This is a genomic window from Nonomuraea helvata (assembly GCF_039535785.1).
GTDB lineage: Bacteria > Actinomycetota > Actinomycetes > Streptosporangiales > Streptosporangiaceae > Nonomuraea > Nonomuraea helvata.
In genome coordinates this window covers 88972-102061 of record NZ_BAAAXV010000012.1, presented here as the reverse complement: position 1 = coordinate 102061, position 13090 = coordinate 88972, and the positions used below count along the sequence as shown (strand labels likewise).

11 protein-coding genes are annotated in these 13090 nt (G+C 71.1%); 8 read left to right on the top strand and 3 right to left on the bottom strand.

The genetic code is table 11. The annotated features are described in order from the left end of the window. Nucleotides 1-54: 54 nt before the first annotated feature. From ABD830_RS50525 to ABD830_RS50515, 3 genes are all read left to right on the top strand, one after another. The gene (locus ABD830_RS50525) at nucleotides 55-3549 is read left to right on the top strand and encodes a S8 family serine peptidase (RefSeq protein WP_345002766.1); all 3495 of its coding nucleotides are present in this window, start codon (nucleotides 55-57) and stop codon (nucleotides 3547-3549) included. 96 nt (nucleotides 3550-3645) lie between these two features. Further along, nucleotides 3646-5226, top strand: coding sequence for a CocE/NonD family hydrolase (locus tag ABD830_RS50520; protein WP_345002765.1), 1581 nt, complete (start codon nucleotides 3646-3648; stop codon nucleotides 5224-5226). Then, nucleotides 5208-6149 carry a helix-turn-helix transcriptional regulator gene (locus ABD830_RS50515; protein WP_345002764.1) on the top strand — a complete coding sequence of 314 codons (942 nt, stop codon included), beginning with the start codon at nucleotides 5208-5210 and terminating at the stop codon, nucleotides 6147-6149. The genes ABD830_RS50520 and ABD830_RS50515 overlap by 19 nt, the downstream gene beginning before the upstream one ends. 1 nt (nucleotide 6150) lies before the next feature. On the opposite strand, the gene ABD830_RS50510 is transcribed toward ABD830_RS50515, so the two are convergent. Further along, entirely contained in the window at nucleotides 6151-7041 is an 891-nt protein-coding gene (locus tag ABD830_RS50510; RefSeq protein WP_345002763.1) for an SDR family oxidoreductase, read from the bottom strand. A 305-nt stretch (nucleotides 7042-7346) separates the two neighbouring features. Here ABD830_RS50510 and ABD830_RS50505 point away from each other — a divergent pair, with 305 nt between their 5' ends. The 5 genes from ABD830_RS50505 to ABD830_RS50485 all read left to right on the top strand — a co-directional run bounded on the left by ABD830_RS50505 (nucleotide 7347) and on the right by ABD830_RS50485 (nucleotide 11931). Continuing rightward, entirely contained in the window at nucleotides 7347-7556 is a 210-nt protein-coding gene (locus ABD830_RS50505; protein ID WP_345002762.1) for a DUF3311 domain-containing protein, read from the top strand. After that, the gene (gene mctP / locus ABD830_RS50500; RefSeq protein WP_345002761.1) at nucleotides 7553-9166 is read left to right on the top strand and encodes a monocarboxylate uptake permease MctP; all 1614 of its coding nucleotides are present in this window, start codon (nucleotides 7553-7555) and stop codon (nucleotides 9164-9166) included. Before ABD830_RS50505 ends, mctP begins: the two co-directional genes overlap by 4 nt. 133 nt (nucleotides 9167-9299) lie before the next feature. Next, entirely contained in the window at nucleotides 9300-10094 is a 795-nt protein-coding gene (locus ABD830_RS50495) for a CPBP family intramembrane glutamic endopeptidase (RefSeq protein WP_345002760.1), read from the top strand. A gap of 299 nt (nucleotides 10095-10393) precedes the next feature. Next, entirely contained in the window at nucleotides 10394-11113 is a 720-nt protein-coding gene (locus ABD830_RS50490; protein ID WP_345002759.1) for an ABC transporter ATP-binding protein, read from the top strand. Continuing rightward, nucleotides 11110-11931: an ABC transporter permease gene (locus ABD830_RS50485; protein ID WP_345002758.1), complete on the top strand. Its 822-nt coding sequence runs from the start codon at nucleotides 11110-11112 to the stop codon at nucleotides 11929-11931. The genes ABD830_RS50490 and ABD830_RS50485 overlap by 4 nt, the downstream gene beginning before the upstream one ends. Here the strand turns inward: ABD830_RS50485 and ABD830_RS50480 are convergent. Together ABD830_RS50480 and ABD830_RS50475 are read right to left on the bottom strand one after the other, a co-directional pair. Beyond that, nucleotides 11885-12538, bottom strand: coding sequence for a TetR/AcrR family transcriptional regulator (locus ABD830_RS50480; protein ID WP_345002757.1), 654 nt, complete (start codon nucleotides 12536-12538; stop codon nucleotides 11885-11887). The genes ABD830_RS50485 and ABD830_RS50480 overlap by 47 nt on opposite strands. A gap of 65 nt (nucleotides 12539-12603) precedes the next feature. After that, nucleotides 12604-13041 carry a hypothetical protein gene (locus ABD830_RS50475; RefSeq protein ID WP_345002756.1) on the bottom strand — a complete coding sequence of 146 codons (438 nt, stop codon included), beginning with the start codon at nucleotides 13039-13041 and terminating at the stop codon, nucleotides 12604-12606. Nucleotides 13042-13090: the final 49 nt, after the last annotated feature.

The following is a 13090-nucleotide window of genomic DNA, read 5'->3' as shown; positions in this document are numbered from 1 at the left end:
CGTGAAGATCACCTCTTGTCTCGAAAGTCTCAGAAGTCTCGAAGGAGAGGCGCGGTGCCCCACACCCCCCGCTGGCGGGCGATCCTCACCGGGATCGTCGTCATCGCAGGCTTATCCGTTCCGCAGGCCGCGGCCCACGCGGCGCCGGATCCCGCGAAAATAGACGCGACCGTCCAAGCGAAACTGGCACGGGACGACAAAGCCACTTTCTGGGTCCGGATGAAAGGGGCCGCCGACCTGAGCGGCGCCCGCCGGGCCGTCACCAAGGACGCGAAGGCCGAGCTCGTCTTCGAGGCGAAGACCGACCGGGCCAAGAACTCGCAGCAGAACCTGCGCAAGCTGCTCGACTCCCGCCACGCCGACTACACCCCGTACTGGATCGTCGACGCGGTGCGGGTGACCGCCGACGAGAAGCTGGCGGGCGAGATCGCCAAGCTGCCCGAGGTCCAGAGCCTCGAGCCGGTCCGTACCTACACCCTCCCCGAGCCTGTGTCCGGGAGGGCGGAGGCCAAGGTGAACGCGGTCGAGTGGAACATCGACCGGATCAACGCGCCGCGTGTCTGGAGTGAGCTGGGCAACCGCGGCGAGGGCATCGTCGTCGCCCACATCGACTCCGGCGCCCAGTTCGACCACCCCGAGCTGGTCCAGAGCTACCGGGGCAGGAACCAGGACGGCACGTTCACGCACGACTACAACTGGTTCGACCCGGCGCACGTGTGCCCGACGGCCGCGCCGTGCGACAACAACGGCCACGGCACCCACACCATGGGCACGATGGTCGGCGCGAACGGCATCGGCGTCGCGCCCGGCGCCAAGTGGATCGCCGCCAAGGGCTGCGAGGTCAACACCTGCACCGACGCCTCCCTGCTGGCGGCCGGCCAGTGGATCCTGGCGCCCACGGACCTGAACGGCCGTAACCCGCGCCCCGACCTGGCGCCCGACATCGTCAACAACTCCTGGGGCGGGCCGGGGAACGACTTCTGGTACAAGGAGATCGTCGAGGCCTGGGTCGCGGCCGGGATCTTCCCGGCGTTCGCCAACGGCAACGAGGGCCCCGCCTGCCGCACCAGCGGCTCGCCCGGCGACTACGTGAGCAGCTACAGCGCGGGCGGTTTCGACGTCAACAACACGCTGTACAGCCGGTCGAGCAAGGGCGAGGGCGAGAACGGCGAGATCAAGCCGAACATCGCGGCCCCGGCCGTCAACGTGCGCTCCTCGACCCCCGGCAACACCTACAGCAGCTACACCGGCACGTCGATGGCCTCGCCGCACGTGGCGGCCACGGTCGCGCTGATCTGGTCGGGCTCACCGGGGCTGCAGGGCAACGTGGCGGCCACCCGGCCGCTGCTCGACAGCACCGCGATCGACGTCAGCGACACCAGCTGCGGCGGCACCGCCACCGACAACAACGTCTGGGGCGAGGGCAGGCTAGACACGTACGCCGCCGTGCAGGCCGCGCCCCACGAGGGCGTCGGCGACCTGCGCGGCACGGTCACCGCGGGCGGCGCGCCCGTGGCCGGGGCGACGGTCACGGTCTCCGGGCCGCTGAGCCGCACGGTGACGACCGGCCAGGACGGCACGTACGCCGTCCCGCGCCTGCTGCCCGGCGACTACCAGGTCAGCGCGGAGAAGTTCGGCTACGACAAGGCCACCGCGCCGGCCACGATCACGGCCGGGCAGTCCACGACCGCGGACGTGGCCATGACCAGGCAGGCGGCGGGCACGGTCTCCGGCACGATCAGCACGGCGGGCACGCCCGAGCAGGGCGCGACGGTGGCGGCCACCGGCACGCCGGTGAGGGCCGTGACCGACGCGGCGGGCCGCTACAGCCTGACGCTGCCGCACGGCGACTACGAGCTGACGGTCACGCCGGTCTCCCGCTGCTCCAGCGGCACGACGGCGTCCGTCTCGGTGGCCGGCGACGTGGTCAAGGACATCGAGCTGCCGCTGCGCGGCGACAACTTCGGCTACACCTGCAAGAGCGGCGCGCAGGCGTACGTGGCGGGCACCGAGAAGCTGGCGCTGACCGGTGACGACGACGCCCAGCAGGTGACGCTGCCGTTCCCGGTGCCGTTCTACGGCACGGGGTACGGCAAGGCGTGGATCGGCACGAACGGCAACATCTCGTTCGCCACCGACAAGGCCACCACCGGCAGCAACGGCCGGCTCCCGACGACGACCGCACCCAACAACGCGATCTACGCGTACTGGGACGACCTCACGGTGGACGCCCAGGCCGGCGTCTACACCGCGGTGACGGGCACGGCGCCGCACCGGACGTTCGTGGTGGAGTGGCGCAACGTCGGCTTCTACAACGCGAGCGACCAGCGGGTGTCGTTCTCGGCGCTGCTGGGCGAGGACGGCTCGATCGGGTTCCGGTACAAGGACATCGACAGCGAGCGCGAGCAGGGCTCCAGCGCGACCGTCGGCATCGAGAACGCGGCGGGCGACGACGCCATGCTGTACGCGTACGAGGAGCCCGTGCTCTCCACCGGGCAGGGCCTGACGTTCACGGCCAGCAGGCACGGCCTGGTCATCGGCGCGGTCACCGACGCCAACGACGGTCAGCCGCTGGCCGGGGCGACGGTGAAGGTGGGCGACGTGGCCACGTTCACGCCCGGCGCGGACGGCTCGTTCTACGGGCAGGTGCCGGCCGGCGACTACGAGGTCGTGGTCTCCAAGGAGCACTACGGCACCTTCACCAAGGCCGTCACGGTGGCGGCCGCCACGGTGACGCGGATCGACACGGCGCTGGTCACCGGGCGGGTGAGCGCGTCAGCCGCCGAGCTGACCGTGGTGATGCCGGCCGGGTCCACCCGTACGCGGACCCTGGAGCTGACGAACCTGGGCTCGCCCACGCCGTACACGGTGGTCTCGGAGCCGTGGTTCGCCACGACGCCGGCCTCGGGCAGCCTGGCCAAGGACCAGAAGGTGACGCTGAAGGCGACGCTCTCCAGCGCCGGCGTCGCGCCAGGAACGGTGAAGACGGGCAAGCTGCTCGTTCAGTCGGCCAGCGGCCGGCAGCCGACCATCGAGATCAAGGTGACGGTCGTGGTGCCCAAGCTGCAGGTGGCCGTCGACGTGGGCGCCGGCAAGAACGTGGTCGACAGCGCCGGTGACACCTGGACGCCCGACAAGAAGTACGCGGCCGGGAGCTACGGTTACGTGGCCACCTCGACCAGCACGTCGAGCACGTCCAGGACCATCGCGGGGACCGCCGACCAGGCGCTCTTCAAGACCGCGCGGGAGAAGATGCTGGAGTACCGGTTCGACAACGTGCCCGCCGGCACGTACACCGTCGAGCTGGACTTCGCCGATCTCAAGAGCACGCAGCCGGGCAAGCGCGTCTTCGACGTGCTGGTCGAGGGGCAGCTGGCGATCCCGGCGCTCGACCTGGCCCTGGAGGCGGGCACGTACACGGCCGTGAGCCGGCAGTACACGGTGAAGGTCACCGACGGCCAGCTCAACGTCCGCTTCGCCACCCGGCAGGGCTCGACGATCGTGAACGCCGTCCGCATCTCGGAGCGCCCGGACAAGGCGCTCCCGTAGCGGGACCCGGGTAAGGGCTGTCCCGGGGCAGCCCTTACCCGGAACGGACGCCCCCGGGATACCGCGGACCGGGCGGCGTATGTTACTGGTAAGTACATGAGACGCTTTCGGCTCCAGCGGGATCTTCCCGTGCCGATGCCCGACGGCGTGACGCTGCTGGCCGACCACTACGCGCCGGCCTGCGGCGGCCCGGCGCCCGTCATCCTGATGCGCTCACCGTACGGCCGGCGCGGCCTGTTCGGCTGGTTCTACGGCCGCGGCTTCGCCCGGCAGGGCTTCCACGTCGTCATCCAGAGCTGCCGCGGCGGCTTCGGCTCCGGTGGCCTGCTCGACCCGCTCGGCGACGAGCACGACGACGGGCTGGCCACCGTGGCGTGGCTGCGCGGGCAGCCGTGGTACGGCGGCTCGTTCGCGATGTTCGGCCCCTCCTACCTCGGCTACACGCAGTGGGCCGTCGCGCCCTACGTGGGACCCGAGCTGAAGGCCATGGCCACGCAGATCACCGCCTCCCAGTTCAGGGACGCGGCGTACGTGGGCGGCGCGTTCGCGCTGGAGTCGACGCTGAGCTGGACCACGCTCACCGACACCATGTCGCGCCGCTTCGGCGGCGCCGCGGTGCTGACCGCTCCGAGACTGGCCCGCAGGGCGGTCCTGTCGGGCCGTCCCCTGGCCGAGCTGGACCTGGCGTCGGTCGGGCGGCCGCTCCGGTTCTACCAGGACCTGCTCACGCACCACGCCGATCCGGCCGTCGCCTATTGGGACAGGCGTGACTTCTCCCTGAAGGTCGGCGAGGTGGATGCGGCGGTCACCATGCTGGGCGGCTGGTACGACGTGTTCCTGCCGTGGCAGATCAAGGACTACACGGCGATGCGGGCCACGGGGCGGCGGCCGTACCTGACGATCGGGCCCTGGTACCACGTCGACACCCGGCACGGGCGGCCCGCCATGGCCGAGGCGTCGGCCTGGTTCCGCGCGCACCTGCTGGGCGACCGCTCCGGGCTGCGGGCCGAGCCCGTGCGGCTCTACGTGACGGGGGCCGAGGAGTGGCGCGACTACCCCGACTGGCCGGTGCCGGGGATGCGGGAGCAGCGCTGGCACCTGCAGCGCGGATTCGGGCTGGGGACCGAGGGGCCGCTGGAGTCCCCGCCCGACCGGTTCCGGTACCACCCCGCCCATCCGACGCCCGTGATCGGCGGCCCCGTGCTGCTCGGAGACTCCAGGCCGCGCGACCAGCGGCGGCTGGAGCAGCGGCGCGACGTGCTGGTGTACAGTTCAGCGGCGCTGAAGTCGGACGTGGAGATGATCGGGCCGGTGCGGGCTGAGCTTTTCGTGCGGTCGAGCACGCCGCATGTGGACGTGGTGGTACGGGTGTGCGACGTGCACCCGGACGGGCGCTCGCTCAACGTGTGCGAGGGCGTGCGCCGGCTGGCGGACGCCGGTCCCGGGATGCGCCGGGTCTCCGTCGATCTCTGGCCGATCGCGCACCGCTTCAGGCGCGACCACCGGATCAGGGTGCACGTGGCGGCGGGGGCGTACCCGACGATCGCCCGCAACCACGGCACCGGCGACCCCCTGGGCGGCGGCGACGGCGCGATGGTGCCCGCCGACATCGAGGTGTTCCACTCCCCTGACCGTCCCTCCGCCGTGGTGCTGCCGCTGTGCGCGCCTCGCGGTTGATGTCGCTGGTCCTGCTGCTGCAGGGCCGGGGCGGGATGACGGCGGCCGAGCTGGCCAAGGAGCTGGAGGTCTCGGAGCGCACGGTGCACCGGGACATGCTGGCGCTGTCGGAGGCGGGCGTGCCCGTGTACGCCGACCGGGGGCGTGGCGGCGGGTACCGGCTGCTGGACGGGTACCGGACGCGGCTGACGGGGCTGGACCGGGCCGAGGCGGAGGCGCTGTTCCTGTCGGGGGTGCCGGCGGCGCTGCGGGAGATGGGGCTGGAGGAGGTGGCGGCCACGGCCCGGCTGAAGGCCGCCGCCGCGCTCTCCCCCGCGCTGCGGGACGCGCCCGCCGTCGCGGCGCAGCGCTTCCACCTGGACGCGCCCGGCTGGTTCGCGAGCGGCGACCCGCCGCCGCCGGCCCTCGCCCCGCTGGCCAGGGCCGTGTGGAACGACCGCCGCGTCTCGGCCGTCTACAAGGAGCGGGTGCGTACGCTGGAGCCGTACGGGCTGGTGCTCAAGGCGGGCACCTGGTACCTGGCCGCGCGGCTCGGGACCCGGTTCCTGATCTTCCGGGTCCCCCGGTTCGGCGCGGTGTCCGTGCTTCCTGAGTCCTTCGACCGTGACCCCGCCTTCGACCTGGCGGCCTTCTGGGCGGGGCAGTCGGCGCAGTTCAGCCGGTCGCTGCTGCGGGAGGTGGTCACGTTGCGGCTCAGCGAGCGGGGGGTGCGGATGCTGCGGCACATCGCCGACCCGGCCGCGCTCGAGGAGGCCCTCGCCTCGCTCCGGCCGGACGGGACGGTGCGGCTGGGGGTGGAGTCGGTGGAGGTGGCCTACTCGCAGGTGCTGCGGTTCGGGCCGGAGGCTGAGGTGCTGGACCCGCCGGAGCTGCGGGCGATGGTCGCCGACGCCGCCGCCCGCATGTCCGCCCTCTACCGGTGAGTCATCGGTAGTCGGCCGGGTCGAGCTCCTTGCCCGGCTCGCGTGGCTCCGTGAGGAAGCTCCACACCCGCGGCCGGCTGCCGTCCACGTCCGTGAGGCCGTACGCCTCGGCCAGCTCCTCGCTCGACACCGACCGGCCGGACCAGCGCTGCCGGTCCGGGTCCGTGGCGAGGGCCGCCACGCCCCTGCCGACGTACGCGGGCGTCTCGGACACCTGCCAGGCCGGGTCCACCTTCGCCTCCCGCCAGTTGTCCTCGGTGACGCCGAAGTTGTCGAGCATGGCCTCCGAGCGCAGGAAGCCCGGCGTGACCGCCACCCCGGTGCCGCCGTACGGGCGCAGCTCGTTCGCCCAGGCGAAGCCGAGCCGGTTCACCGACACCTTGGCCAGGTCGTAGTAGACGTTGTCCCGGTAGCGGGTCTCGTTGAAGGCCCAGGTGCCGTCGGTGACCTCCACGACCAGGCCGCCCTCGTTCCTGATCATCAGCGGGAGCAGGTGGCCGCTGGTGATGACGTGGGTGTCGATCGCCAGCCTGAGCAGCCGGAACCCCTTCTCCATGTCGTGTTTCCAGACCGGCGTCTCCCAGTCCCACAGGTGGTCGCTGCCCCACACGTCGTTGACCAGCACGTCCAGCCTGCCGTGCGCGCGGTCCACCCGCTCGGCCAGCGCCTCGACCTGGGCGGGGTCCAGATGGTCGACCTGGACCGGGATGCCGGTGCCGCCTGCGGCGGTCACCAGCTCCGCCGTCTCCTCTATGGTCTCCGGCCGGTTCATCTCGGAGCGCTGCCGCCGGGTGCTCCTGCCCGTGCAGTAAACCGTCGCGCCGGCCGCGCCCAGCGCGACCGCGATGCCTCGTCCCGTTCCGCGGGTTGCCCCCGCCACCACAGCAATCATGCGAGCGATCGTCCTGGGAAAACCCGACACCTGATGTCATCTTTTCCCGCCGGCTTCCGCCCGGCTGCTTGACCGCTCGGCGCGGAGAAACGACCACTCGGCGAGCGGGGAGGGATGGCGACATCGCACGCGTATAAGGTTTGCCCAGGTGAGAGGTGGTGCTAGCGGGGCTGACGCGGCATTTTAGGCCAAACCGTAATACTACCGACATTGGGTTTAATACCCCCGCAAAGTAATCTCCCTCCATTGACTAACCGTCAGGATCCGGTAACAACACCGCTCCTGATCCACTCATCGGAGGGTCGATGACTACCGGGGAACCCGGGCAGCCGCGCACCGACCGCAGCCCATGGAACTGGCTGCTGGTCCTGCCCATCGTGCTGCCGCTGCTGACGTTCCTGTTCAACGCCGACGAGCCACGCCTGCTGGGCTTCCCGCTCTTCTACTGGCTGCAGCTCGCCTTCATCATCGTGGGCGTCGTGTCCACGACCATCGTCTACAGGATGACCAAATGAACGGCCACACGACCGAGCTGGTCGTCTTCATCCTGCTGTTCGTGCTGGTGAGCGGCATGGGGTTCGTCGCCGCGCGGTGGCGGCGGCCCAACGACCTGGCGAGCCTGAACGAATGGGGCCTCGGCGGGCGCAGCTTCGGGTCATGGATCACATGGTTCCTGGTCGGCGGTGACCTCTACACCGCCTACACGTTCGTGGCGGTGCCGGCACTGGTGTTCAGCTCCGGCGCGCTGGGGTTCTACGCGCTGCCGTACACGGTGGTGGTGTACCCGCTGGTGTTCCTGGTGCTGGCGCGGATGTGGTCGGTCTCGCACGTGCACGGGTTCGTCACCCCGGCCGACTTCGTACGGGCCCGCTTCGGATCGCCGACCCTGGCACTGGTGATCGCGATCACCGGGCTGGTGGCGACGATGCCGTACATCGCGCTCCAGCTCGTCGGCATCGAGGCGGTGCTGAAGTCGATGGGCATCACCGGGCACCTGCCGATCATCATCGCGTTCGCGATCCTGGCCGCGTACACCTACCAATCGGGCCTGCGGGCGCCCGCGCTCATCGCGTTCGTCAAGGACGCGCTGATCTACATCGTGATCCTGGCGGCGGTCATCTACATCCCGGCCAAGCTGGGCGGCTGGGGCTCGATCTTCGACGCGGCCAAGCACAAGTTCGACACCACCCCGCTGCCGAACGACGGCATCACCCTGAACGCCAACAACCAGCTCCAGTACGTGACGCTGGCGTTCGGCTCGGCGCTGGCGCTGTTCCTCTACCCGCACAGCCTCACCGGCGTGCTGGCCTCGAAGAACCGCAACGTCATCAAGCGCAACATGTCGGCGCTGCCCGCCTACAGCTTCGTGCTCGGCCTGATCGCGCTGCTCGGCTTCATGGCCATCGCGGCGGGCACCAAGCCCGTGGTGAACGCGGCCACCGGCAAGCCCGACACGAACACGATCGTGCCCATGCTGTTCGACCAGATGTTCCCGAGCTGGTTCGCGGGCGTCGCGTACGCGGCCATCGGCATCGGCGCGCTCGTCCCCGCGGCGATCATGTCGATCGCGGCGGCGAACCTGTTCACCCGCAACATCTACCGCGAGTACATCAACAAGAACGCCTCCGACGCCCAGGAGGCCAACGTCTCCAAGATCGTGTCGCTGGTCGTCAAGGTGGGCGCGGTGCTCTGCATCCTGCTGCTCGACCCGCAGTTCTCGATCGACCTGCAGCTCATCGGCGGCGTGATCATCCTGCAGACGCTGCCGTCGGTGGCCCTGGGCCTCTACACGCGCTGGTTCCACAAGAGCGGCCTGATCGCCGGCTGGGCGGCCGGTCTGGTGGCGGGCCTGTGGATGCTGTACCTCATCCCCAACCCCGCCAACGGCAAGCTGCACTTCGGCGGCTCGGCGTTCGGGCTGGCGAACCTGGGCTTCGACACCAAGATGACGATCTACGCCGGGTTCCTGGCGGTGATCGTGAACCTGGTGGTGGCGGCGCTGGGCACGCTGCTGTTCCGGGCCGCCAAGGTGGCGGACGGCGAGGACGCGACGGCTCGCGGCGACTACTTCGCCGACGAGGGCGACCCGCGGGTGAAGGACCTGGATCTGGCCGACTCCCACTGATCCGGCCGACCTGATCCGCCCGACCTGATCCGACTGACGGCCCGCCCCACCGCGAGGGGGCGGGCCGTCAGCCTTTCAGGCAGGATGCAGCCTCTTTATCCTGGTCGGATCATGTAGGGGCTAGTCTGCGGCCATGCGCACAGAGTCCCCCGCCGCGTCCCCCAGCGCGCCGTCCCCGGTGCTCGCGCCGAAGCTCATCCGGGCCGAGCTCTTCGTCGTGTTCTCGGTCTCGCTCGGCGCCAGCGGCCTCGTGGCGCTCGTCCGGCTGATCGGCGCGCTCACGGCGCCCAAGGAGCTGAAGGGCCAGCAGGCGGTGCTCGTCGGGTCGATGGCCCCCGGGCGGCCGTGGCTGGACCTGACGCTGCAACTCGTCGACATCGCGATCACGGTGGCGCCGGTGGGGCTGGTGGCGTACCTGATGGTGCGCTCCGGGGAGTCGCTGCGCACGATCGGCGCGGACTTCGGGCAGAAGACGCGCGACGTGGCGCGCGGAGCGGTGCTGGCGGCGGCGATCGGCGGCACCGGGCTGGCCTTCTACCTCGCCGTGTGGGCCCTCGGCGTCAACCTGACCGTGGTCCCCGGGCAGCTCCCGCAGGTGTGGTGGCAGGTGCCCGTGCTGCTGCTCGCGGCCGCGCAGAACGGGGTGCTGGAGGAGGTGCTCGTCGCCGGATACCTGCTGCACCGCCTGGGGCAGGCCGGATGGAGCCCGTGGAAGGCCGTCGTCGTGTCGTCGGTGCTGCGCGGGTCGTACCACCTCTATCAGGGGTTCGGGGGATTCGTCGGGAACGTCGTGATGGGGCTGGTGTTCGGGCGGCTCTACCAGCGGTGGGGCCGGGCCATGCCGCTGATCGTGGCGCACACGCTGATCGACACCGTCGCCTTCGTCGGGTACGCCTTCCTGCACGGCCGCGTGAGCTGGCTGCCCTGAAACCGTTGACCTGACCACCGGATTCGGGTGTGATCCGGAACATGAGCTTCGCCGTGCCCGACAGCGTCCGGCCGATCCGCGACGCCGCACCCGGTGTTCGAGCTGGCGCTGCGCCGCCTGGCCGCCGACCGGCCGGGCGTCATCTGCGTCATGCAGACCATGCGGCACCTGCGCGGCGGCGCGCGGTCGGTGGAGCCGGCCGGGATCGGGCGGCGCGTGTGCGAGAACGAGTGGACCTGCTGCGGATGCTGCGGGAAAACCCGTTGCCCCGGCAGCCCGGGGGAACGCACGCTTGAACGGTGGCCATCCTCGAAGCGTCCCATCTGGTCAAGCGGTTCGGAGGGGTCACCGCCGTGCGCGACCTCAGCCTCTCCGTGGGCGACGGCGAGGTCGTCGGCCTGCTCGGCCCCAACGGCGCCGGCAAGTCGACCACCCTCCACATGCTGCTCGGCCTGATCACCCCTGACGCGGGCAGCATCAGGCTCTTCGGCCTCGACCTGGCCAGGCACCGCACCGAGGCGCTCAGCCAGGTCAACTTCGCCGCCAGCTACGTGGACCTGCCCGGGGTACTGCTGGTGCACGAGGTGCTCGACGCGTTCGCCAGGCTCTACGCCGTACGCCATCCGCGCCGCCGGGTCGAGGAGCTGATCGAGCTGTTCGAGCTGGGCCCGCTGCGCAAGCGGCAGCTGATGGCCCTGTCGTCGGGCCAGCGCACCCGTGTGCAGCTCGCCAAGGCGCTGGTCAACGCGCCCAGACTGCTGGTGCTCGACGAGCCCACGGCCAACCTCGACCCCGACGCCGGCGACCGCATCCGCGGCCTGCTGTCCCGCCTGGCCAGGGAGAACGGCAGCGCCATGCTCATCACCTCGCACAACATGCGCGAGGTCGAGCGCATGTGCGACCGCATCCACTTCGTCTCGGACGGCGTCGTCGTGGCGGCTGGCAGCGCCAAGGAGCTGGCCGGCCACTACGGGGCCGAGGACCTGGAAGAGGTGTTCCTGAAGGTGGCACGCGGATGACGTCCCTGACTCTGCCTCCCGTGAGCCTGGCCGCGCGGCGCACGCGGATCCTCGGCGTCGTCCGGCGCGACTTCGCGGCGCTGCGGCGCAGCCCGGTCAGGATGTTCGAGATCCTGTTCTGGCCGACCGTCGAGCTGGTGCTGTGGGGGTTCGTCACGCTGTTCCTGCAGGCGCAGCGGGTGCCGTTCGTGGTGGCGTTCCTGCTCGGCGCGGTGCTGCTCTGGCAGGTGCTGCAGAAGGCCAGCAACGAGATCTCGATCGCGTTCCTGGAGGACATCTGGTCGCGCAACCTGCTCAACGTGCAGGTCAGCCCGCTGTCCAGTGCCGAATACCTGATCGGGCTCGTGCTGTTCTCGCTGGGCAAGGTGGTCTTCGCGGTCGCGGTGATGGCCGGGCTCGCCTTCGTGCTGTACGGGTTCGGGGTGACGAGCCTGGGCGTGGGGCTGGTGCCGTTCATGGGGGTGCTGCTCGTACTCGGCTGGTCCCTCGGCCTGGTCGGCATCGCGGCGGTGCTCCGCTTCGGCGAGAACGCGCAGGTGATCGCCTGGTCGCTGGTGTTCGTGGTGCAGCCTTTGGCCGGGATCTTCTACCCGATCTCGGTCCTGCCCGCGCCGCTGAAGGCGGCGGCCTGGCTGCTGCCGGCCTCGCACGTCTTCGAGGGCATGCGCACGGTCATGGCGGGCGGCGCGGTGCCGTGGGACCGGCTGGTCTGGGCGGGCGCGCTCAACGTGGTCTACCTGGCGGGCACGCTCGGGCTGTTCGCGTGGGCGCTCAGGTACGCCCGGCGGCGTGGGAAGCTGTCCCGCTTCGGGGACTGACGGCGGCGCCCCGTGAGCCGAGGGCGGCGGCGCTCCGGGGGCCGAGAGCGGCGGCGACCACGTCCACCAGGCCCTCCACCACCTCCGCGCGGTCCACCTCGGGGTGCTCCAGCCACCAGTCGCAGGTCGTCTGCACCATACCGACGAACGCGTGCCCGATCACCTGCGCCTTCGTCGGCTCCGTCACCACGCGCTCGGCGACGAGCAGGCCGCCGAGCTCCTCCCCCAAGCCCCTGACCAGGGCCGTCATGTGTGAGCGGATCCTGGAGTCCTCGGAGCTGGCCCGGTGGAACAGGAACCGGTAGAGGTTGCGGTTGGCCGAGATCAGGTCGAGGTAGACGCCGATGGTGCGCCGCGCCCTGCTGCGCAGGTCCGCCCCGGGGGCGGCGAGCTCGGGGCGCAGCTGGGCGATCACGGTGCGGACGTGGCGGTCCGCCAGCGCCTGGTAGAGGCCGCTCTTGTCGCCGAAGTGGCGGTAGAGGATGGGCTTGGTGATGCCAGCCTCGGCGGCGATGGCCGCCATCGAGACCTCGGGGCCCTGGGTCAGGATGACCCGGTCGGCGGCGTCGAGCAGCACCCTGCGCCGGTCCGGGTCCCGTCCACTCACCCGCCCAGGATAGGCCGCCGCCGATCTCGCGCCTCACCCGCCCGGGGCGCACCCAGTCGGGGCGGTCACCTACCGAAGAGGGACCGCAGCCGGCCGGGGAGCAGTGCCGAGAGCACCAGCAGCGCGCCGATGAGCGTGTACAGGCCGGTCATGCCCGCCATGGTGCCGGGCGGCTCGGCCAGTTCGGCCCACGGCGCGGCGTCAGGCGGCGACCACGGCAGACCGCCCGCCGCCGCCCACGGCAGGCTCCCCGCCACGCCGAGCGCGGCGGGGAGGTCGAGCGCGAACACGGCGCCCGCGGCGACCAGCGGGATGCCGCAGCCGAGGGCGGCCGCGGGCCAGGCGGTCAGGAGGGTGACGATGACGGCCACTGCCGCCAGGTAGGCCAGCGCCGCCGGGGACGGGCCGAACGTGGCGTTGCCTGTCCGCAGCGCCCGGGCGGCCGCCTCGGTCAGGTAGTAAACGGGCACGAGGGCGACCACGCCCGCGACGCCTCCCACCATATGACGAGTCTCACGAGTCACATGGCCTTTCGTCCCCGTCTGACGCCTT

Coding starts and splice junctions, on each gene's coding strand:
- ABD830_RS50475 (WP_345002756.1), bottom strand. CDS start 13,041: ATGGTGGGAGGCGTCGCGGGCGTGGTCGCCCTCGTGCCCGTTTACTAC.
- ABD830_RS50510 (WP_345002763.1), bottom strand. CDS start 7,041: ATGATTGCTGTGGTGGCGGGGGCAACCCGCGGAACGGGACGAGGCATC.
- ABD830_RS50495 (WP_345002760.1), top strand. CDS start 9,300: ATGCGCACAGAGTCCCCCGCCGCGTCCCCCAGCGCGCCGTCCCCGGTG.
- mctP (WP_345002761.1), top strand. CDS start 7,553: ATGAACGGCCACACGACCGAGCTGGTCGTCTTCATCCTGCTGTTCGTG.
- ABD830_RS50485 (WP_345002758.1), top strand. CDS start 11,110: ATGACGTCCCTGACTCTGCCTCCCGTGAGCCTGGCCGCGCGGCGCACG.
- ABD830_RS50505 (WP_345002762.1), top strand. CDS start 7,347: ATGACTACCGGGGAACCCGGGCAGCCGCGCACCGACCGCAGCCCATGG.
- ABD830_RS50520 (WP_345002765.1), top strand. CDS start 3,646: ATGAGACGCTTTCGGCTCCAGCGGGATCTTCCCGTGCCGATGCCCGAC.